Below are 21,455 nucleotides of genomic sequence, written 5' to 3' on the forward strand. Positions count from 1 at the left end.
GGGGCGGTACAGCCATCCGCCACGGGCTCCGATCTAGCCAGTGACCAGATTGCGCCCCGACCCCGAAACTTGTCAATGTCAAGATGGGGCGTAGCCTGAATCCATGAGCACGAGCGGCACGTACCACCACGGCGATCTGCGGCAGGCGGTCATGTCCGCAGCCCTCGACGTCATTCGTGACGAAGGCCCCTCCGCCCTGAGCCTGCGCGATCTGGCGCGCCGCGCGGGGGTCTCGCACGCGGCCCCTGCCCACCACTTCAAGGACCGGGCGGGCCTGCTGACGGCCATCGCCACGGAGGGATACCACCTGCTGGCCGACGCCCTCGCGAAGCCCCCCGGTCTGCGGGAGCGGGGTGTTGCGTACGTCCGGTTCGCGATCGCCCACCCCGCCCACTTCCAGGTCATGTTCCAGCCCGACCTGCACCGCGGCGACGACCCTCGGCTGACGGCGGCCAAGGAGCGCGCCGCGGCCGAGCTCAGCGCGGGGGTGGCCTCCCTGGCCCCGCCCTCCGCCCGGGCCTCGGCCAAGGCCCCGGATCCGCGCACCGCCAGGATCGCGGCATGGTCCCTGGCCCACGGCTTCGCGACCCTGCTCCTGACCCACAATCTGGACGACCCGGCCGGCGACCGGGACCCCGCCGAGGTCTTCCGTTCCCTCGCCGGTCTGCTGTTCGCGTCCACCGAGCCTCAAGGGGCCCGGGAATAGCGGGAGTCGGCCCCCGCTTGATGCATGCGCGTGCACGCATCCATCGAGACGGGTATCGGAACAGAACAAGGGGCGGAACACATGGCTTCCACGAACTCCCTGCGCCGCACGGGCATTGCCCTGCTGGCCGCGACCACCCTCGTCGCGCTGCCGGTCGCCGGCACGGAGGGACTGACCGGGACTTCTCGAGCCGAGGCGGCACAGAACGGCGGCGGCGCGTGGCGGGGCGGCTGGGCCGCCTCACCCCAGGCCCCGACTGAGCCCTTCGGCCCGAACTGGTCCGAGCAGGGCTTCTTCGACCACACGGTCCGGCAGGTGGTGCGGGTGAGCACCGGCGGCAGCAAGGCCCGGATCGAGCTGTCGAACCGCTACGGGAGGACACCCCTGCGGATCACCGGCGCGACGGTCGCGCTCACCGACGAGGGCGCGTCCGTGAAGGCCGGTTCGGTACGTCGGCTGTCCTTCGGCCACAACGGTTCCGTGGCCATTCCGGCCGGGGGCAAGGTCTACAGCGACGGCGTGCCGTTCAAGGTCGGGGCCCTGCAGTCGGTGACCGTCACGCTGTACCTGGCGGAGCCGACCGGACCGGCGACCTTCCACTCCTTCGCCTCCGCCACCAGCTACCGGGCGCGCGGGGACCACCGCTCCGACCGGGACGGGACGGCGTTCAAGGAGACCAGCGACTCCTGGTTCTTCCTCTCCGGCGTCGAGGTGAGCGGCGGGAGCACCGCCCGCCGGGACGGCATCGTCACGTTCGGCGACTCCATCACCGACGGCGTCGGCTCCGGCCTGAACGCCGACAACCGCTACCCGGACGAGCTGGCCGAGCGCTTCGCCGCCGCCGGAAAGCCGCGCAGCGTCCTCAACCACGGCATCGGCGGCAACCAGGTCACCAACGACACGGTCTGGGCCGGGGAGAAGGGCATCAACCGCTTCAAGTTCGACGCGTTGAGCGAGCCGGACGTCGGCACGGTCGTCGTGCTCGAAGGCATCAACGACTTCGGCGGCGACAGCTGGCAGGGCTTCCCCGGCGGGCCGACTCCCGAGGTGTCCGTCGAGCGGCTGATCGAGGGCCACCGCTCGTTGATCCGCCAGGCACACGCCAAGGGGCTCACGGTGATCGGTGCGACCCTGACCCCCGTCAAGGGCTCCACCTACTACACCCCGGCCATCGAGGCGAAGCGCGAGGCGTTCAACCACTGGATGCGTACGTCCGGCGAGTACGACGCCGTGGTCGACTTCGACCGTGCCGTCGCCGACCCCGCCGACCCGGACCGCATCCTTCCGGCCTATGACTCGGGCGACCATCTGCACCCGGGCGACGCCGGCTACCGTGCCATGGCCGAGGCCCTGGACCTCGACGCGCTGTGACGGCCGATCGCGGATGACCGCCGTGCCGGTGACCGCGAGCCGATGACCAAAAGCCGATGACCGCGAGCCGATGACCGCGAGCCGGTGACCGGCGTGCCGGCCGCGCCCGCGATGAACGGGCACGGCCGGCACGGCCCGGCACGACTACGAGCCGAGGATCGTCGTCAGGAACTCCCCCGTCCACGCCAGCAGTTCCCGTCCCACCACCGGCTTGCCGCCGATCTTGCCGGTCGTCGGGCGCGGGACGAGGATCTGGTGGACGGCCGGCTTGATCACCGTGCGGGGGTAGAGGCGCTTGAGACGCAGCTCCTGCGATTCGCGCAGTTCCACCGGCGCGAAGCGGATGTTGGGGCCCTGGAGCACGATCTCGCCGACGCCGCACGCACGCGCCAGCATCCGCAGCCCCGCCACCAGCAGCAGGTTCTCGACGGGCTCCGGGAGCTTGCCGTAGCGGTCGGTGAGCTCCTCGCGGACCGCCTTGACGTCCTCCTCCGTGTTGGCGGAGGCGATCGCCCGGTACGCCTGGAGGCGCAGCCGCTCGCCCGGGGCGTAGTCGTGCGGGACGTGCGCGTCGACGGGAAGCTCGATCTTGACCTCGAGCGGGGGCTCCTCCTCCACACCGCCTTCCAGCGAGGCGCGGTAGTCGGCGACCGCCTCGCCGACCATGCGCACGTACAGGTCGAAACCGACGCCCGCGATGTGGCCGGACTGCTCGCCGCCGAGGAGGTTGCCCGCGCCTCGGATCTCGAGGTCCTTCATCGCGACGTACATACCGGCGCCCATCTCCGTGTGCTGGGCGATGGTCGCGAGGCGCTCGTGGGCCGTCTCCGTGAGCGGCTTCTCCGGCGGGTAGAGGAAGTACGCGTAGCCGCGCTCGCGGCCACGGCCGACGCGGCCGCGCAGCTGGTGCAACTGCGAGAGACCGAAGTTGTCGCCGCGCTCGACGATGAGGGTGTTGGCGTTGGAGATGTCGATGCCCGACTCGACGATCGTCGTGGAGACCAGCACGTCGAACTTCTTCTCCCAGAAGTCGACGACGACCTGCTCCAGGGCCGACTCCGACATCTGGCCGTGGGCCGTGGCGATACGGGCCTCGGGCACGATGTCGCGGAGTCGTGCCGCCGCCCTGTCGATCGACTCGACGCGGTTGTGGATGTAGAAGACCTGTCCCTCGCGCAGCAGTTCACGCCGGACGGCCGCGCCGATCTGCCTCTCCTCGTACGGGCCGACGAAGGTCAGCACGGGGTGCCGTTCCTCCGGCGGCGTGGTGATCGTGGACATCTCGCGGATGCCGGTCACCGCCATCTCCAACGTACGGGGAATGGGGGTGGCTGACATGGTCAGGACGTCGACGTTGGCGCGCAGCTTCTTCAGTTGCTCCTTGTGCTCGACGCCGAAGCGCTGCTCCTCGTCGACGACGACCAGGCCCAGGTCCTTGAACTTGGTCTCGGAGGAGAACAGCCGGTGCGTGCCGATGACGATGTCGACGGACCCGTCGCGCAGGCCCTCCAGGGTCGCCTTCGCGTCGGCGTCCGACTGGAAACGGGACAACGCCCTCGTGACGACGGGGAATTGGGAGTACCGCTCACTGAACGTACCGAAGTGCTGCTGCACGAGGAGGGTCGTCGGGACGAGGACGGCCACCTGCTTGCCGTCCTGGACCGCCTTGAACGCCGCACGGACCGCGATCTCCGTCTTGCCGTAGCCGACGTCGCCGCAGACCAGCCGGTCCATGGGGACCGTCTTCTCCATGTCCTCCTTGACCTCCGCGATCGTGGAGAGCTGGTCGGGCGTCTCCACGTAGGCGAAGGCGTCCTCCAACTCCCGCTGCCACGGGGTGTCGGGGCCGAAGGCGTGGCCGGGGGCCGCCATCCGCGCCGAGTACAGCTTGATCAGGTCGGCGGCGATCTCCTTGACGGCCTTCTTCGCGCGCGCCTTCGTCTTCGTCCAGTCGGCGCCGCCGAGCCGGTGCAGTGTCGGCGCCTCGCCGCCCACGTACTTGGTGACCTGCTCGAGCTGGTCGGTGGGGATGTAGAGCCGGTCGCCGGGCTGACCTCGCTTGGCGGGGGCGTACTCGACGAGGAGGTACTCGCGGGTGGCGCCCTGGACGGTGCGCTGCACCATCTCGAGGTAGCGGCCGACACCGTGCTGCTCGTGGACGATGTAGTCGCCGACCTCGAGGGTCAGCGGGTCGATGGTCTTGCGGCGCCGGGTGGGCATCCGCTGGCCGTCCTTGCCGGCGGCCTTCTGGCCGGTCAGGTCGGTCTCCGTGAGGACCGCGAGCTTGAGCGCCGGGTCGACGAAGCCGTGCTCGATCGAGCCGCAGGCGACGTGGACGAGGGACGGGCTGATGCCGGCCAGGTCGGCGTCGAGGCGAGCCGCGATGCCCTCGCCGCCGAGCACCTCGACGGTGCGGGAGGCGGGGCCGTGCGCCTCGGTGACGAACACGGTGCGCCAGCCGTCGGCGAGCCAGCCCTTGGTGTCGGCGAGCGCGCGGGCGGTGTCGCCGCGGTAGCTCTCCGGGGCGCGCATGCCCAGTTTGAGGGTGTCGTCCTCGAGGTCGGAGGCGTCCGCGGCGAACGGGGAGACGGACCACCACATCATGCCGAGCTCGCTCGCCCGTTCCCGTACGTCCGCGATGCCCCGGAGCGAGGCCGCGTCGACGTCGATCGGCGCCTCTCCCCCGCCGGCCGTCGCCGCCCACGACGCCTGCAGGAACTCCTGGCTGGTGGCGACGAGGTCCGCGGCACGCGTGCGCACCCGCTCCGGGTCGCACACGACGGCCATGGACCCCTTCGGCAGGACGTCCAGGAGCAGCTCCATGTCGTCGACGAGGACCGGGGCGAGGGACTCCATGCCCTCGACCGCGATGCCCTCGGCGATCTTGCCGAGCAGCTCGCCCAGCTCGGGGTGGGCCTCCGCGAGAGCGGCGGCCCGCTGCCGCACGTCGTCCGTCAGCAGCAGCTCGCGGCACGGCGGCGCCCACAGGCCGTGCTCGGCGACCTCCAGGGAGCGCTGGTCGGCGACCTTGAAGTAACGGATCTCCTCGACGTCGTCGCCCCAGAACTCCACCCGGAGCGGGTGCTCCTCGGTGGGCGGAAAGACATCGAGGATGCCGCCGCGAACTGCGAACTCGCCGCGTTTCTCGACCAGTTCCACCCGGGAGTAGGCGGCGGCCGCGAGGCCCTCCACGACCTCGTTCAGATCGGCCTGCTGTCCGGTGCGCAGCGCCACGGGCTCCAGGTCGCCGAGGCCCTTGACCTGCGGCTGCAGCACGGACCTCACGGGTGCTACGACGACGCTGACCGGCCCGGCGGCCGGGTCGTCGGGCGACGGGTGCGCGAGGCGGCGCAGGACGGCGAGCCGGCGGCCGACGGTGTCGGAGCGCGGCGAGAGCCGTTCGTGCGGCAGCGTCTCCCACGACGGGTATTCGACGACGCCCTCGCCGGGCAGCAGCGAGCGCAGCGCCGCGGCCAAATCCTCTGCCTCCCGGCCGGTGGCGGTGACGGCCAGCACGGTGCGGCCCGCGTCCCGGGCGAGGGCGGCCACGGCGAAGGGCCGCGCGGCGGGCGGGCCCACCAGATCGACGTGCGTACGGTGACCGTCCCCGGCCGCCCTGACCGCTTCGGCGAGCGCCGGGTCACGTACGACGGCATCGAGCAGACCGTGCAGGCTCATGTAGGACATCCATCCGGAAAGCATCTGGGGGGTGGGCATCGCGCACCCGGTGGGCAACGCGACGCGCCCGACACGTCGAACGGGCCGGGGGGTTCCAGACTACGACGTGGGGGTGTCGCTCGCGCGAGGGATTGAGGCCACTCCGGAGAGTGAACGAGCTCGCCCGGCCAGCGGTTGCACCGGTAGACTAAGTCCAGTACTTAGTCCACTTGACCCTATGGGGCCCCGATGGAAGCAGCCCGGCAGTACAACGTCCACGAGGCGAAGACACACTTCTCCAAGATCCTCGAAATGGTCGCCACCGGAGAGGAGGTCGTCATCAGCAAGTCGGGGTCACCCGTCGCGAAGGTGATCCCCCTGTCCTCGAAGGTCCGCAGGACCGCTCGCGGCTCTCTCGCCGAGCCCGTCGTCTTCCACGACGACTTCGACGATCTCTCCGACGACGAGGGCTTTGCCAACGCCTTCGGGCTCACTCCGGAGGCCGGAGAATGAAGATCCTCGCGGACACCCATGTCGTGGTGTGGTGGCTCCTGGACTCTCCTCAACTGTCCGACGAGACGAAAGACCTGCTCGACACCGAGGCTCTGGCCTACGTCAGCGCCGTCACCCCGTGGGAACTTGCCGTGAAGCAGGCCCTCGGGAAGCTGGACGGTCCAGAGGATCTGCCGGAACGAGCACGGGACTGTCAGCTGAAGCCACTTCCTGTCACAGGGCTGCACGGCATCCGCGCCGGACAGCTCCCGTTCCACCACCGCGACCCGTTCGACCGGATACTGGTCGCTCAGGCGCAGACCGAGGGCCTGACCCTGGTCACCCGGGACAAGCACATCCCCCTCTACGACGTCCCTGTCCTCCAGGTCTGAGGACCCTCGCGCGTCGGCCCCGGGCGTCCGCGTGGACACCCGGGGCCGTTCACGAAGCGGTGGATCCGGACCCCCGTACCGGGCCCCCCGCGGTCTCCCCTCCGTCGGTCGCTACTCGGTCGCGATCGCGTTCAGCACGTTCATCCGGCCGGCGCGGAACGCGGGCACCAGTGCCGCGAACAGGCCGACGAACGCCGAGCCCACGAAGACCGTGAGGATCGTCGGCCACGGGATCTCGAGGACGCCCAAGCCCTCCAGCGCCAGCAGCTTCTGTGCGGACGTTCCCCAGCCCATGCCCAGGCCGAGGCCGAGCAGCGCTCCGAAGAGGGCGATGACCACGGACTCCAGGCGGATCATGCGGCGCAGCTGGCGGCGCGAGAGGCCGATCGCCCGCATCAGGCCGATCTCCCTGGTCCGCTCGACCACCGACAGGGCGAGGGTGTTCACCACGCCCAGCACCGCGACGATGATCGCGAGCGCCAGCAGGCCGTAGACGATGTTCAGGAGCTGCCCGATCTGGTCCTTGAGGTCCTGCTTGAAGTCGGTCTGGTTCTGCACCTTGTACTGCGGGTACTTCGCGAGCGACTTCTTCAGGGCGGTGTACGCCTCCTTCTCCTGACCGTCTACGGCCTTCGCGAACATGATCATGTTTTCGGGCATCTTCTGGGCCGGGATGTACTGCGCGGCGGTCGTGATGTTCATGTACATCGCGCCCTTGTCGACGTTGGTGTCGTCGGACGTGATCGCGGCGACCTTCAGCTCGGCGGGGCTGCCGTTCTTGAAGGCGACCTTGATCGTGTCGCCGACCTTCACGCCGTGCCGGTCCGCGTAGTCGCTGCCGACGGACATCGCGTCCTTGCCGTAAGCGGCGGACAGCTCGCCGGCCACCGTTTCGCGGCGCAGGTCCTGGGCGTACGTCGGGTCGGCGGCGACCAGCTGCTCGTCCTCCGTCTTCCCGTTCGGCGGGGTGATCCTCGCCTCGACGCCCTTGTACTCGGTGATGTGCTCGAGGCCCGGCGCCTCCTTCAGGGCCTGCTGGGCCTGCGGCACGATCGGCCCCATGGTGGCGGACTGCACGATGAAGTCGGCGCCCACCGACTTGTCGAGCTCCTCCGTGGCCGAGGCGACCATGGAGGACCCGACCACCGACAGGCACGCCACCAGGGCGAGGCCGATCATCAGGGCGGCGCCGGTCGCCCCCGTACGGCGCGGGTTGCGCAGCGCGTTGCGCTCGGCCAGCCGGCCGACGGGGCCGAACATCCGCAGCACCAGGACGCTGATCACCCGGACCACGGCTCCCGCGAGCAGCGGGCCGAAGACGATGAAGCCGATCAGGGACAGGACGACGCCGAGGCCGAGGAACATCGATCCCTCGCTCGCCTTGTCGGCCTGGGTGGCGACCAGCAGCGCGGCCACGCCGCCGGCGGTGAGCACCAGGCCGATGCCGCCACGGATCCAGCCGGCCCTGGAGTCGGCCGGCATGCCGGTGTCACGCAGGGCGGCCATCGGGGAGACTTTGCCGGCCCGGCGTGCGGGGATGTAGGCGGCGAGGACGGTGACGACGATGCCGAGCGTGAGGCCGACGGCCGGGGTCGTCCACTTCACGGTCAGATCGTCGGTGGAGAGGTTCATACCGACGGCGGACATCATCTTCATCAGGCCGACAGCCAGTCCGACACCGGCCGCGACACCGGCGATGGAGCCGACGACGCCGAGCAGTACCGCCTCGACGAGCACGGACCGGTTGACCTGCCGGCGGCTGGAGCCGATGGCCCGCATCAGACCGATCTCGCGGGTGCGCTGGGCGACCAGCATCGAGAAGGTGTTGACGATGAGGAAGATGCCGACGAGGACCGCGATTCCGGCGAAGCCGAGCATCGCGTACTTCATCACGTCGAGGAACGAGCCGACCTCCTCGCGGCCGGCGTCCGCCGCCTCCTTCGCGGTCTGCAGCTTGTAGGGGGCGTCCAGCGCACCCGCGATGTCCTTCTTGAGCTGCTCTCCGCTCAGGCCGGGGTCCGCGGTCACCAGGATGTTGGTGAACAGGCCTTCCTTGCCGAGCAGTTCGCGCTGGGCGGTGGCGGTGTCGTAGTAGACGACGGCCGCGCCGGGGTTGGTGACCTTGAAGTCGGCGATGCCGGAGATCTTCGCGGTGAAGTCGCCGGTGACGGCGATGGTGCGCAGTTCGTCGCCGAGCTTCAGGTGGTGCTTCTCGGCGGTGTCACCGTCGACCATGACCTCCGTGGGGCCGCGCGGGGCGTGGCCGGAGGTGATCTCCATCGACTTGAGGTCGTTCCGCGTCCAGTTGCCGGCGATCGTCGGGGCGCCGGTCGTGGAACCCATGTTCTTGTTCTCGGAGTTGACGACGGTCACGCTGAAGCTGGCGATCGCGCCCTCGGCGTCCTTGACACCCTTGACCGACTTCACCTCGTCGACGAGCGAGGCGGGCAGCGACGCGGGCTTGCCCGTCGCCGGGTTCTCCGAGTCGTCGCCGGACCCCTTGGGGCTCACCGTGACGTCGGACGCGGAGACGGCGAAGAGCTTGTCGAAGGTCGTGTTCATGGTGTCGGTGAACACGAGCGTGCCCGACACGAAGGCCACCGACAGGAGCACCGCGACCGCGGAGAGGGCCATCCGGCCCTTGTGCGCGAGGAAGTTGCGCAGCGAGTTCCTGAGCACGGTCATGACGTGCGCCCCCGGGCGTCGAAGTCCTTCATGCGGTCGAGGACGGCGTCGGCGGTCGGCCGGAACATCTCGTCGACGATGCGGCCGTCGGCGAGGTAGAGGACGCGGTCCGCGTAGGAGGCGGCGACCGGGTCGTGCGTGACCATCACGATGGTCTGCCCCAGCTCGTCGACGGACCTGCGCAGGAAGCCGAGCACTTCGGCGCCGGCCCGCGAGTCCAGGTTTCCGGTCGGCTCGTCACCGAAGATGATCTCCGGGCGGGCGGCGAGGGCGCGGGCCACGGCGACGCGCTGCTGCTGGCCGCCGGACAGCTGGGTCGGCCGGTGCCGCAGGCGGTCGGAGAGGCCCACGGTCTCGACGACACGGTTGAGCCAGGCGGCGTCCGGCTTGCGTCCGGCGATGTCCATGGGGAGCGTGATGTTCTCCAGGGCGTTCAGCGTGGGCAGCAGGTTGAACGCCTGGAAGATGAAGCCGACCCGGTCCCGGCGAAGCTGTGTGAGCTTCTTGTCCTTGAGACCCGTGATCTCGGTGTCGTCGAGGTGGATCTGACCGGATGTGACGGTGTCGAGGCCGGCGAGGCAGTGCATCAACGTCGACTTGCCCGAGCCGGACGGTCCCATGATCGCGGTGAACTGACCGCGGGCGATGTCCACATCGACGTGGTCGAGCGCGACGACGCGGGTCTCACCGGCGCCGTACGCCTTGACGACCTGCCGCGCCCGTGCGGCGACGGCCGTGCGCCCTCCGGTTTCCCCGTGCGCGGGGGTGGTTACAGCCGTGGTCACGGTGGGTCTCCTCAGTTTCGGGAATCAGCGAATGGCGTCGCCGCGGGGCACAGGGTCGAGTCTCGCGACGGAAGCGGTCCGGCGCGCTGGTGCGCAGCGCAGTCTTGGTCCGGGGGTTTTCCCCACCCCTGGCCGGTACTGCCGTCGGCGCGGGCTTGATGCGGGCTTGCCGCGGGTCTCAGCTGCGGCCGTAAGACCAAGTTAAAGAACGGGTCCGTGCCTTCTCGTCGTCCGCCGGGACGAACGTCCCCTGCCCACAAGTAAGGAGAAGCCCCTAGGGGGACTCCACCCCCGGGTGGACCCGCGGTACGACGAGCCTGCACCCTCCCCTTGCGTGAGCCTCAAGTGAGAAGGTGGCCCACGCAAATAGATGCATGGGGAAAGGAACTGACGGCTCATGGGAAGCACCGGCCGCACGGAACGCATGCCCGGCGCCACAGCACCCTCAGCCACGCCTGGGCGGGGCCCGGTCGTCGCCGCTCTGATGATGGGCATGGCACTCGCCGCGCTCGACGGGACCGTCGTCTCGACCGCGGTGCCCCAGATCGTCGGCGACCTCGGCGGCTTCGCCGTCTTCTCCTGGCTGTTCTCCGGCTACCTGCTCGCCGTCACCGTCAGCCTCCCCGTGTACGGCAAGCTCTCCGACACCTTCGGCCGCAAGCCCGTCCTCGTCGCCGGCATCGTGCTGTTCCTCGTCGGCTCGCTGCTGTGCGCCGCCGCATGGAGCATGGCCTCGCTCATTGCCTTCCGCGTCGTGCAGGGACTCGGCGGGGGGGCACTCCAGGGCACGGTGCAGACCATCGCGGCCGACCTCTACCCGCTCGAGGAGCGCCCCAGGATCCAGGCCAAGCTGTCGACCGTCTGGGCGACTTCGGCGGTCGCCGGGCCGGTGGTCGGCGGGCTGCTGGCCACGTACGCCGACTGGCGCTGGATCTTCCTCATCAACCTTCCGGTCGGCGCGGTCGCGCTCTTCCTCGTCGCCCGCCACTTCGTCGAACCGGCCCGTCCCGCAGCGGCCGCCCGTCCCCGCGTCGACTGGGCGGGCGCCCTGTGCGTCTTCGCGGCGGGCGCTCTGCTGCTCACGGCCCTCGTCCAGGGCGGCGTCGCCTGGCCGTGGCTCTCCACCCCGTCGCTGGTCCTGCTCGGCGGCAGTGCGGTGCTCGTCGCCGTCACCGTGGTCGTCGAACGCCGTGCCGCCGAACCGATCATTCCCGGCTGGGTCTGGCGGCGCCGAACGATCGCCGCGGTCAACCTCGCGCTGGGCGCGCTGGGTCTGCTGATGGTGGCGCCGACCGTCTTTCTGCCCACCTACGCCCAGTCCGTCCTGGGCCTCGGCCCGATCGCCGCCGGTTTTGTGCTCTCGGTGATGACCCTCAGCTGGCCGGTCAGCGCCGCCCTGTCCGACCGCGTCTACACCCGAATCGGCTTCCGGTGGACCGCGATCATCGGGATCGGTCTGGCACTGCTGATACTGCTGGCGTTCCCGCTGCTCCCGTTCCCCGGCGAACCGTGGCAGCCGGCCCTCATCATGCTGCTGCTCGGGGCCGCGCTCGGCCTGTTCCAACTCCCTCTCATCGTCGGCGTCCAGTCCACCGTCGGCTGGTCGGAACGCGGCACCACCACCGCGTCCGTCCTCTTCTGCCGCCAGGTCGGCCAGTCCGTGGGGGCGGCCCTCTTCGGCGCGGTCGCCAATGCCGTCCTGGTCTCCCGCCTCGGCGGGGGCAGCCTCGACTCGGTCTCCCACGCCCTGGAGAACCCGGCCGCGCTCACCGCCTCGGCCACCGAGCACCTGCGCCGCGCGGTGGACGCGGCGGTCGACCACGTCTACCTGGGGGCGGCGGCCGCGGCCGGACTCGCCCTGCTGGCACTGGTGTTCGTCGCACCGAGGCGCTTTCCGGTCATCCAGGACAAGCGCGACGTTTGACGGAGGTTACCGCGGGTCCGTCCGCAGCCGCACAGGATCGTCACCGAACCGACATACCGCACGGTCGGAAACCCCTTACGCATCGCGCTACCGCTGAGTAACGTACGCGGACCACCAGCATCACCCGCCCCGGCCACCAGGGGTGGCAAGGAGCAAGCACGATGTCGTACCACCAGCTCTTCCCCGATCCCCCGCCACCGCCCCGGCCCTCCGGCCGCCACCGCCAGGAGGCGGCACCGCAGCCCTGGCACATGGCCGGCCCCGGACACGGACCGTCGGACGCGCCGTTCTCCTACGACGACCACGCCGATCTCGGCGGACTCCGCTCCGCCTACCGGAAGCTGCGCCGGGTCGCGACACTCACCGCGCTCGGCTACTTCGTCGTCTTCCTCCTTCTCTCCGGGTACGCACCCGAGATGATGACCGGCAAGATCAGCGGTGGACTCACCACCGGATTCCTGCTGGGACTCGTGCAGCTGCCGGTGGCCCTCGCCGCCATCGCCGTCTACGAGCGGATCGCCCGCAACCGGGTCGACCCGCTCGCGCGGTCCATACGGGAACAGGCCGAAGCGGCCACGGCCGCGAACACCGGCCGTCCGGAGCGTTCCGCATGGCCGCAGCCGCCGGGAGGTGCGCGCGCATGACCGGCTTCAGCTCCGAGGCCCAGACGATGTCGCTCATGGCGTTCATCGCCGTCATCACCATCACACTGCTGCTGTGCGTGATGACCGGGCCCGACCGCGACGACCTGGGCGAGTTCTACACCGGCTACCGCTCGCTGTCCCCCATGCAGAGCGGCCTCGCCATCGCCGGCGACTACATCTCCGCAGGCACCGTGCTCGGCACCATCGGCATCATCGCGCTCCTGGGCTACGACGGCCTGTCGCTCGCCCTGAGCACCGCGCTGTCACTGGTCCTGATGATGTTCCTGCTCGCCGAACCTCTGCGGAACGCGGGCCGTTTCACCATGGGCGACGTCTTCGCCCGCCGCAACCCAGGCCCCGCCGTACGGATCACCGCGGCCGCGGTCACCCTGACCGCCCTGCTGCCGCTCGTCATCTTCCAACTCGCGGGCGCGGGCGACCTGCTCGCCGTCGTCCTCGGCTTCCACGCCGACGGTTTCAAGACCGGGGCCATCGTCTTCCTCGGTCTGCTGATGATCGTGTACGCGGCGATCGGCGGCATGAAGGGCACCGCCTTCATCCAGATCGTCAAGACCGTGGTGCTGCTCGGCGCGGCCACCGCCGTCGCCGTACTCGTTCTGGACCGCTTCGACTTCAGCCTGCCCGCGTTGCTGGAGGGCGCGGCGCGCGGCAGTGGCGCGGGCGACGCGTACCTCGCGTCCGGGCTGCAGTTCGCCGGCGACGAAGTCGACATGATCAGCGCCCAGTTGACGGTCGTACTCGGCGCCGCCGTCCTGCCGCACATCACGATGCGCATGTTCACCGCGCGCAGCGCGACGGCCGTGCGGCGTTCGATGTCCTGGGCCGTGTCGACCGTCCTGGTCACCTGCCTGCTCATCGTGGTGATCGGCTTCGGCGCGGCGGCCATCGTCGGACACGAGGGGCTCGTCACCGGCGACCCGCAGGGCAAGACCGCGTTCCTGATGGTCACCCAGGCGCTCATGGGCACGGACCCGAACACCGTGGAGACCCTGCTGTTCACGGCGGTCGCCACGGCGATCTTCCTCACCCTGCTCGCCTCCGTCGCCGGCGTCACCCTCGCCTGCGCCAACACCCTCGCGCACGACCTCGTGGCGCACGGACTGCGCAAGGCGACGCTCAAGCACTCCACGGAGATGGCCATCGCGCGCACCGCGGCGGCGGGCGTCGGTCTCGTCGCGCTCGCCGTCGCCGCCGGGGCCAGGCACCTGAATCTCCAGGCGCTGCTGACCCTGTCGTTCTGCATCGGTGCTTCCGCGGTGGCCCCGGCGCTCGTCTACAGCCTCTTCTGGCGCCGCTTCTCCCGCACGGGCCTGCTGTGCACGCTGATCGTGGGAGCGGGCTCCGCGGTCCTGTTCATGACCGGGACCAACCTCGTGTCCGGATCACCGCAGGCGGTCTTCCCCGACTCGGACTTCAACTGGTTCCCGTTCACCACCACCGGCATAGTCTCGGCCCCGCTGGGCTTCATCGCCGGCTGGCTCGGCACCGTCCTGTACGAGCGCGACACGAACGAGGAGCGGCTGCGCTACGAGGCCGCGGAACCGGCCATCCTGGCGGGCGTGCCTCCCACGTCCTGACGCGGTTCTGAGGCGGCTCTGAGGCGGTTCTGACGCGCGCGAACGGGCGTCGGCGGGTACGCGTACCGCCGGCGCCCGTTCCTGTGCTCCGAGCAGCGCCGATATCGCTCCACACCATGCACCTTCAAGGCATTTTGTACGGTTTGACTTCTCTGTGGCGCGGTGCCTAGTTTGGATTCATATTGAACGATCCGAGGGACAGATGCCCCGCTGCGGATCACCCGATGCTGCGCCTTCGCGTGCGTGTCGGTGGTGGCACTTCTTGCCACGTTCGCCGGCATACCGGGTCTCTTCGGCGAACGCATCACGCCTCGCCTCTCGCACCTGAGGCGCGTGAGCGTGCGGGCCATCGGCCCCGTCTACGCCCCGGGAAGGAAGCACCATGCGGGCAGGGACGACAAGGATTCTCCAGCTCTCCGCCGGCCTCTTCGCCGCTGTGGGCCTCACGCTCGGCGGAGCCGGTGTCGCAAGTGCCACCAGTCCGTCGCAGGCACCCTCGTCCGGATACTGCGACTACTGGAGCAGTTACTACGACGACTGGTGCTACTACGACGGCCGCGGCGGCAACGGGGACCGCGACAGGTTCTTCGACGACCGGTTCTTCGACGACCGGCACCACCACGATCACCACGACTGGCGGTACAACGACTGGGACAACCGTGGCGACTGGGACGACCGTGGCCGCCGCTGACGCCTGAGAGCTGACAGAACGTCACCACGCCGACCGCCGGGCCCGGTTCGGTGAAACCGGGCCCGGCGGGAAGGCGTCAGCGCGTCAGAGCAGCCCGTCCCACATCTGCTCGAGCAGCACCGACCACCAGCTCTCCGGCGACGACAGAGCCGCCGGGTCCAGAGCTGCCAGCTGCGCCTGGAAATCGACCGTCCAGCGACCGGCCTGCTCCGGGGTGAGACCGAAGCGCAGACGCCACATGCGGCCGAGCAACGCCAGGCAGCGGACGAACTCCGGCAGGCCCGTGTTCACGAACTGCGGCGCCACGGGCTGGCCTCCGGGGCCCGCCTCCACCGGCACCGCGACGATGTGGGCCGTGCCGTACTGGACACAGATCGCCCGGCCGAAGTCGCTGCCGATCACCAGATACGATCCCGCGTCCGACGCGGGCTGCACCTGCCGCTGAGCGGCGAGCTCCGCCAGCGTCGGCACCACCGGCTGGGCCGGCTGCGCCCAGAAGAACGGGTTGAAGTCGCCGGGCAGACCCGCCCACACCAGCGTCGCCGCGACGATCTCCGGCACGCCCTGCCGGGAGACGGCCCGCTGGTCGAACCGGCAGATGCCCTGCGGCCCGAACGCACCCGCCAACTCCTGGGCGACACCCTCCGGCGGGATCGGCGGGGTCGGCGGAACCTGCGGCAGCGGCGCACGCACCGGCGCGGGGCGGGCGGGTCCGTCCGCCACCTGATGCAACTCACCCTGGTGCGCGATGAGTTGCTGCATGCCCTGCTGACGGGACGCGTGGTCCCTGCCGTACGGGGCGATCGACGTGATCCGTGCCTGCGGCCACGTCTCGCGGATCATCCGGGCGCAGTACGCACCCGGCAGCTCGCACGACTCGAGCTCCGTGTGCAGCTCGAGCACCTGCTGCGGCGGCACGTTCATGGCGCGCAGCTCGTGCAGGATCTGCCACTCCGGGTGCGGAGTGCCCGGGGCGGAACGACGGATCAGCTGGGCCTCGGAACCATCGGGTGCGCGGTAGCGCAGGACGGCCTGATAGCCGGGCCCGACCGTGGGCACACCGGTCGGCTGCTGCGGATACCCGTACGGCGGTCGCCCACCTTGAGGCGGCTGCGGCGCGTTCGGCACGGGTCCCGGCGGACCGGGCGGACCGGGGGGCTGCGGCGCACCGGGACCCATCTGGGCCGGACCGGCCAGCATCGTCGCAGCATGATGCACGCCCCCGCCGGGCGGCGGCGTCGAACCAGGAGGCGCCGGCGGACCAGGAGGCTGCGGGGCACCGGGAGGACCAGGAGGCTGAGGCGCACCCGGCCCCATCTGGGCCGGACCCGCCAGCATCGTCGCAGCATGATGCACGCCCCCGCCGGGCGGCGGCGTCGAACCAGGAGGCGCCGGCGGACCAGGAGGCTGCGGCCCCTCCGGGCCGAGCTGGGAGACCAGTTGGGTGGGCAGGTAGCCGCCCGCCGGGGCGCCGGGCACGCCCGGACCCGACGGCGGAGGCGCGGCGCCCGCGCCGGGGCGGGCGCCCGGAGTGCCAGGGGCACCGGGCGGCGGCGGAGGTGTCGCCCCCGCACCGCCGCGCGCACCCCGCGGGGGCAGCACGGCCTTGCTCGTCGCCGCGTCCGCTATGTCCGCCGCTCCGGCGTGCCGGGGCGGTGGGGTCGGCTGCGACGGCGACGACGGCTCGGACTGCGGGTTCAGGCCCGGCACGATGGCGGTCCTCGGCAGCTGACTGCCGCCGGACATCAGCGCAGTGGGCGCCTCCGCCGAAACCGACGGCGGAGGCGGAGTGGCGTCGTCCACCGAAACCGGCGGCGCGAACACCGTCGCCGGCAGCGGCACGGACGCGTCGTCCGAGCCCGCGGAGGTGGTGTCCGTCCAGCCGTTGCCCCTGCCGGCTCCCGCCGGGGTGGCGGGCACGCCGTCGGAAGCCGTCGGCTCGTAGTCGACAGACCCGGCACTCGGCCACGCGGCTCCGCTCCCCGACGCGCCTGTTCCCGAGCCAGAGCCGGAGCCGGACGACGATCCGGCCTCCGGCCACGCCGACCCGGCCGGGGATGCAGCCGAGGCGGGAGCAGAAGCGGGCATCGACGAGGACGACGAGGTCGACGAGGAAGAGGGCGAGGACAGGAAAGAAGAGGAACTGCCCGTCGCCTGAGAGGCGTTGGCCCCGATGGACCCCGACGCGTCCGGCTCGCCCACGTCGGCCGACCGGTCGGCATCCGCCGAGGGCAGCGACGGCACACCGGCGGCAAGGGACGGCGTCGCGTCCGCCGCCGGAGCGGAAGCGGCAACGGAACCGGCAGCGGCGTCGCCGGCCGCGTGCGCAGACCCGGACCCGGAAGAGGCCCGCCGGTCCGGGATGCCCAACCTGTCGGCGGCGTCCTGGAGCCACTCCGGGGGGCTCAACAGGAACGACGTCTGATTGAGGTCGATCCGCTCCGGCGCCTGTGCCCCCGACGCGGCCGGCGTCTCCTCCGTACTGCCGTACTCCTCCTCGTACCGGCGGATGACCTCACCCACCGGCAGCCCCGGCCACAGCGTCGCCTCACCGCTGTCCCTGGCGATGACCAACCGCTGACGACCGCCGTCGGAACGGGCACCGCCCTCGCGGTCCTCCGCCCACACCACGAACCCGAGCTCGAACTCGCGCACCCGCACCTCACGGTGCTGATACGCGGGCATTTCACCGTTGACCCATTCCTCGGCGCGCTCCTGCGCCTGTGCGAAAGTCACCATCGGACAATCACCCCTCGCCCGAAACCGGAACGGCACGCGCGAAGCCGCCGTCCACCATCAGATTCGCCACGGTCTCCAGCTCCGGCGGATTGCCTGCGAGCCGCTGCAGAAACGCGTCGAAGTCCTCGCCGCAGGGCAGCAGCAGCCGCTCCACACGCTCCTGCACGTGCCACCCGTCCTGGTCGCGGGCGTCGTCGTACGCGCAGAACCACACCGACCCCACGTCCGCCCCCTTCACCTTCAGCGCGAGGATCCCGCCCTGGACGAAGGCGACGCCCAGGTAGTCCTTCGTCAGATGGTCCCGCAGGCACTTGTTGACGTACACCAGGTCGTTGACCGCGGCCTCTTCGCGGACCGTGAAGAAGGGCTGGTCCACCAGCAGACCCAGCTCCGCGTCCAGCGCCGTGCCGACCGGGGCGGAACCGCCCGCGGCCTTGAGGAAGGAGCGGTACGCGCCGGGAAGGCTGTATCCGAGGTCCTCCTCGATGTGGCGGAGCTGCTGCTCGGTCACCGACAGCGCGCCCTTCGGCAGGCCGAAGTGTGCGGGCCGTGCCTCCTGCAGCGGGCGCGTGCCCCGCTTGCCCTGGTCCACCACCGCCGTCGCCATACCGCCGTGGTGTCGCAGCAGCGCCTTCACCTCGACCGGTACGAGCTCGAGCCGCCGCGACCGCCGCACGTGGTGCCACGTCCAGCCGTGCGGCGTCGCCACCGCCGGGATCGTGTCCCACAGCGGGTGGCCGTCCGCGTGCAGCGCGGCGTTCGCCGAGACGTAGTCCGTGAGGCGCAGCTCGTCCACGCCGAAGCCCTCGGGGGGCTCGGCGATCTCCGCGGCCGCGCGCGCGTACGGCGAGAAGTCCGGGTAACCGTCGTCGTCCATCCGCACCCCTCTGGGGTGACGGGAGGCCCGGATCGGGTCCGGGAAGTGCACGACCTGCCCGGCGTAGGCCGCATTCGGTGGCGCGGTTGGTGCGCCGGCCCCGGGGCCCATAGCTGCCCCCAGGCCTTGCCGACCTGTCGTCATGGCGTTCTGCCCCCTGCTGGCTTCTGGCTGGTTCAGCACAGCCTAAGCCGTGGGGCAAGAGTGGCGGCCGGGCCTCCGGTTCCGTGACCAAGAGTCACTTTCGAGTGACCCAAAGGCCCCACGGTGAGACCGGCCAGACACGTTTCAGCTACCCAGCTTCCTTACGTGCCACCCCATTTGGCAGGCTGTCTACCCGCACCACGGGGGAGTGCACGGGAGGGACGGCAACACCATGCACACAGCGCAACCAGGTACATCCGGTGATCCACGCCTCAGCTGGATCTCCGACGAGTCGGGACGGGCTCCGGGACTCCGGCACCGTCGCGACGGAATCCTGCCCGCCGTCGCCGCCGCACTCTCCGTACGCGGCGAGACCCTCACATGCACCGCCGGAAAAGGAGACCGGCCACCGCCGCTCCATCCGCTCGTGCAGGACTTCCTCGACACCCTCACCAGCGGCCAGCGGGAGCGCTTCACGGGGCGATGCCCGGAGGCGATCCTGCTCTCCCGGCACCTCGGCGCCGCGGAGACCCAGCGCTCCAAACGCGCGCAGCGAAAGCCCCTCACCCACGGCGAGGCCCGGCGGTCGCTCAAGCACTCCAAGCTCACCGCACGCCGTATCCGCGAGGACGGCGACCCGCTGCACGGCAGCTACGCACCGCCCTGCCGGTCGTGCACCGCGATGCTCGACCACTTCGGCGTACGCCCCGTCGATCCGACCGCACCCGAGAACGGCTGACCCGCGACCGATGCCCGACCACCTCAGCACCACCCGGTTCCCCGTCGCCGTCGACGCCGCTCTGCGCGACGCGGGCTGGCAGCCCGGCCGCTGGGACATCAAGCAGGCCGAACACTGGGCGGACACCCTGCGCGCCCATGTCTCCCCGGCCGGCCACCAGCACACCGTCTTCCCCGCGGCCGTCGAAGCCTGGGCGGAGTTCGGCGGACTGATCGTCACCGCGCCCGGCCCCGGGCGCCAGTACGCACCCGTTCCGCTGCACTTCGATCCGCTCGCCGGCCTCCATCTGGCCCGCACCCTCGCCGACCTCGGCCGGGCGCTCGACACCGAGATCTCGCCGCTGGGCATGGAGGGCGACCAGCAGGCGGTACTGGCCATGGACGTCGAAGGCCGCGTGTACAGCGTCGACCACACCGGCGACTGGTATCTGGGCCCGGACATCGACCAGGCGCTGACCACCCTCGTCACCGGCATCCAGCCGATGCGGCTCGTCCCGGGCTGAGCCGGGCGGGGGCCCGACCGGGCCGCTGCGTACCGGGCCGAGCCAGGTCGAGGCAGGTCGAGGCCGTCCGCACCACCTCGGCCCGGACCCCCTGCCGCACCGCTACCGCCACCGCAGGCTGATCTCGGCTGTCACTACCGCAGGCTGACCTCGGCGCGGTCCGGGAGCACCGCGGACACCCGAAAGCCCCCGACGTCCGTCGGCCCCGACACGAACACCCCGCCCAGGGCGGTCACCCGCTCCCGCATCCCCACCAGGCCGTTGCCGCCGCTGGGGAGGTCTGCGTCCGCCGCACCACCCGCCGCGTCCGGAGCGCCGTTCTCCACCTGCATCGCGACCTCTTCGTCACGGTGCGCGAGCCGCACCATCACCTTGGCGCCGACCGCGTGCTTGTGGACGTTCGTCAGTGCTTCCTGGATCACCCGGTACGCGGTCTGCTCCACCTCCGGCGGATACGCCCGTACGTCCCCCTGCACCGCGAGCTCCACCACCATGCCCGCCTGCCGGGACTGACCCACCAGCACCTCGATGTCCGCGATGCACGGCCCGTCCTCCGCGGCGGCCGCCGCGGCGGCCGCCGCGGCCGCGCCCACCGCCGCGAGCGGCACCTCGGCCTGCACCCGCGCCTGCGCCTCGCCGGAACGCAGCACACCGAGCATCTCCCGCAGTTCGGTCAGCGCCTGCCGGCCCATGTCCCCCACCAGCGCCGCGTTCTTCACCGCCTTCTGCGGATCCTTCAACGCCACGGCCTGCAATGCCGCCGCGTGCACCACCATGAGGCTGACCCGGTGCGCCACCACGTCGTGCATCTCCCGCGCGATCCGCGTCCGCTCCTCCTGGCGGGCCCACTGGGCGCGCTGCTCCGCCCGGTCCGCCAGCAGCGACAGCTCCTGCTCCAGGCTGTCCGCCCGCTCCCGCAGGCTCTCCATCAGCCGTCGCCGCGCCCCTATGTAGAGCCCGAGCAGCACCGGAGGGGCCGTGAGGCCGAGCGACATGGAGGCCGACATCAGCGGCACGTACCAGCCGCCGGGCGCGTCGAAGTCCGCCGACTCGACCTGCTGCCGCACCCGTACGAACGTCACGATGAAGGTCGCCGACAGGGCCATCCCCGCCAGAATCGCCGTGATCCGACGGGGCACTTCGGAGGCAGCGAGCGAGTACAGCCCGACGATCCCCATCAGATAGCCCATCTCGGCAGGTGTGGTCGCGACGGACACCAGCACCACGGCGATCGGCCAGCGCCGCCGCAGCACCAGCACCGACCCGACGACCAGCCCGAACAGCACCCCGAACGGCACCGGCAACGCGGCCTTGTCCGCGAACCCGACACCCTCCAGCGCACATTCAAAGGCGGAGACGACGGCCAGCCCCACGTCCAGCACGGCACTGCGCCGTCGTCCCCACCACAGCGGGCCACGGGCGGTCGGACCCGTGGCCTCCTGTTGCGCCCCCGTTGTGGTCATGTGTTCCAGCCTACGGGCGGGCACGAGTCATTTTCCTACCGTCTCG

16 protein-coding genes are annotated in these 21,455 nt (G+C 70.9%); 10 read left to right on the forward strand and 6 right to left on the reverse strand.

The window, feature by feature from the left end:
• Window positions 1-103 precede the first annotated feature (103 nt).
• Together ACIQ7Q_RS15260 and ACIQ7Q_RS15265 are read left to right on the forward strand one after the other, a co-directional pair.
• Window positions 104-706 (forward strand): TetR/AcrR family transcriptional regulator, encoded by a 603-nt coding sequence (locus tag ACIQ7Q_RS15260; RefSeq protein ID WP_403860861.1) that lies wholly within the window; start codon window positions 104-106, stop codon window positions 704-706.
• An 81-nt stretch (window positions 707-787) separates the two neighbouring features.
• On the forward strand, window positions 788-2,077 hold the full coding sequence (locus tag ACIQ7Q_RS15265; protein ID WP_403860864.1) for an SGNH/GDSL hydrolase family protein: 1,290 nt from the start codon (window positions 788-790) through the stop codon (window positions 2,075-2,077).
• Window positions 2,078-2,221: 144 nt separating this feature from the next.
• Here ACIQ7Q_RS15265 and mfd read toward each other — a convergent pair whose 3' ends face one another.
• Entirely contained in the window at window positions 2,222-5,755 is a 3,534-nt protein-coding gene (gene mfd, locus ACIQ7Q_RS15270) for a transcription-repair coupling factor (protein WP_403860867.1), read from the reverse strand.
• 228 nt (window positions 5,756-5,983) lie between these two features.
• Between mfd and ACIQ7Q_RS15275 the strand changes: the two genes are divergently transcribed.
• Together ACIQ7Q_RS15275 and ACIQ7Q_RS15280 are read left to right on the forward strand one after the other, a co-directional pair.
• Window positions 5,984-6,247: a type II toxin-antitoxin system Phd/YefM family antitoxin gene (locus ACIQ7Q_RS15275; protein ID WP_403860870.1), complete on the forward strand. Its 264-nt coding sequence runs from the start codon at window positions 5,984-5,986 to the stop codon at window positions 6,245-6,247.
• Window positions 6,244-6,618: a type II toxin-antitoxin system VapC family toxin gene (locus ACIQ7Q_RS15280; protein ID WP_403860873.1), complete on the forward strand. Its 375-nt coding sequence runs from the start codon at window positions 6,244-6,246 to the stop codon at window positions 6,616-6,618. Before ACIQ7Q_RS15275 ends, ACIQ7Q_RS15280 begins: the two co-directional genes overlap by 4 nt.
• Before the next feature lie 111 nt (window positions 6,619-6,729).
• Here the strand turns inward: ACIQ7Q_RS15280 and ACIQ7Q_RS15285 are convergent, their stop codons facing one another.
• Together ACIQ7Q_RS15285 and ACIQ7Q_RS15290 are read right to left on the reverse strand one after the other, a co-directional pair.
• Window positions 6,730-9,303 carry an ABC transporter permease gene (locus tag ACIQ7Q_RS15285; RefSeq protein WP_403860875.1) on the reverse strand — a complete coding sequence of 858 codons (2,574 nt, stop codon included), beginning with the start codon at window positions 9,301-9,303 and terminating at the stop codon, window positions 6,730-6,732.
• On the reverse strand, window positions 9,300-10,088 hold the full coding sequence (locus ACIQ7Q_RS15290) for an ABC transporter ATP-binding protein (RefSeq protein ID WP_403860878.1): 789 nt from the start codon (window positions 10,086-10,088) through the stop codon (window positions 9,300-9,302). Before ACIQ7Q_RS15290 ends, ACIQ7Q_RS15285 begins: the two co-directional genes overlap by 4 nt.
• Window positions 10,089-10,485: 397 nt before the next feature.
• Between ACIQ7Q_RS15290 and ACIQ7Q_RS15295 the strand changes: the two genes are divergently transcribed.
• The 4 genes from ACIQ7Q_RS15295 (at window position 10,486) to ACIQ7Q_RS15310 (ending at window position 14,945) form a co-directional block, all read left to right on the forward strand.
• The gene (locus tag ACIQ7Q_RS15295; protein ID WP_403860881.1) at window positions 10,486-12,012 is read left to right on the forward strand and encodes an MFS transporter; all 1,527 of its coding nucleotides are present in this window, start codon (window positions 10,486-10,488) and stop codon (window positions 12,010-12,012) included.
• Window positions 12,013-12,173: 161 nt separating this feature from the next.
• A complete protein-coding gene (locus ACIQ7Q_RS15300; protein WP_403860884.1) occupies window positions 12,174-12,656 on the forward strand; it encodes a DUF485 domain-containing protein in 483 nt (160 codons plus the stop codon).
• Window positions 12,653-14,254 (forward strand): cation acetate symporter, encoded by a 1,602-nt coding sequence (locus ACIQ7Q_RS15305; protein WP_403860887.1) that lies wholly within the window; start codon window positions 12,653-12,655, stop codon window positions 14,252-14,254. Before ACIQ7Q_RS15300 ends, ACIQ7Q_RS15305 begins: the two co-directional genes overlap by 4 nt.
• 382 nt (window positions 14,255-14,636) lie before the next feature.
• Complete coding sequence (locus ACIQ7Q_RS15310; protein WP_403860889.1) at window positions 14,637-14,945, forward strand: hypothetical protein; 309 nt, start codon at window positions 14,637-14,639, stop codon at window positions 14,943-14,945.
• An 84-nt stretch (window positions 14,946-15,029) separates the two neighbouring features.
• Here ACIQ7Q_RS15310 and ACIQ7Q_RS15315 read toward each other — a convergent pair whose 3' ends face one another.
• Together ACIQ7Q_RS15315 and ACIQ7Q_RS15320 are read right to left on the reverse strand one after the other, a co-directional pair.
• Window positions 15,030-17,684 (reverse strand): SUKH-4 family immunity protein, encoded by a 2,655-nt coding sequence (locus ACIQ7Q_RS15315; RefSeq protein WP_403860891.1) that lies wholly within the window; start codon window positions 17,682-17,684, stop codon window positions 15,030-15,032.
• A 7-nt stretch (window positions 17,685-17,691) separates the two neighbouring features.
• Window positions 17,692-18,705, reverse strand: coding sequence for an SMI1/KNR4 family protein (locus ACIQ7Q_RS15320; RefSeq protein WP_403860894.1), 1,014 nt, complete (start codon window positions 18,703-18,705; stop codon window positions 17,692-17,694).
• A 232-nt stretch (window positions 18,706-18,937) separates the two neighbouring features.
• On the opposite strand from ACIQ7Q_RS15320, the gene ACIQ7Q_RS15325 reads away from it, so the two are divergent.
• Both ACIQ7Q_RS15325 and ACIQ7Q_RS15330 read left to right on the forward strand, forming a co-directional pair.
• Window positions 18,938-19,444 (forward strand): YwqJ-related putative deaminase, encoded by a 507-nt coding sequence (locus ACIQ7Q_RS15325; RefSeq protein WP_403860896.1) that lies wholly within the window; start codon window positions 18,938-18,940, stop codon window positions 19,442-19,444.
• 10 nt (window positions 19,445-19,454) lie between these two features.
• Complete coding sequence (locus tag ACIQ7Q_RS15330) at window positions 19,455-19,946, forward strand: SUKH-3 domain-containing protein (protein ID WP_403860899.1); 492 nt, start codon at window positions 19,455-19,457, stop codon at window positions 19,944-19,946.
• A gap of 134 nt (window positions 19,947-20,080) precedes the next feature.
• Here ACIQ7Q_RS15330 and ACIQ7Q_RS15335 read toward each other — a convergent pair whose 3' ends face one another.
• Window positions 20,081-21,409 (reverse strand): sensor histidine kinase, encoded by a 1,329-nt coding sequence (locus ACIQ7Q_RS15335; RefSeq protein ID WP_403860902.1) that lies wholly within the window; start codon window positions 21,407-21,409, stop codon window positions 20,081-20,083.
• Between the last annotated feature and the right edge of the window lie 46 nt (window positions 21,410-21,455).

It is taken from the genome of Streptomyces sp. NPDC096176 (assembly GCF_044763255.1).
GTDB lineage: Bacteria > Actinomycetota > Actinomycetes > Streptomycetales > Streptomycetaceae > Streptomyces.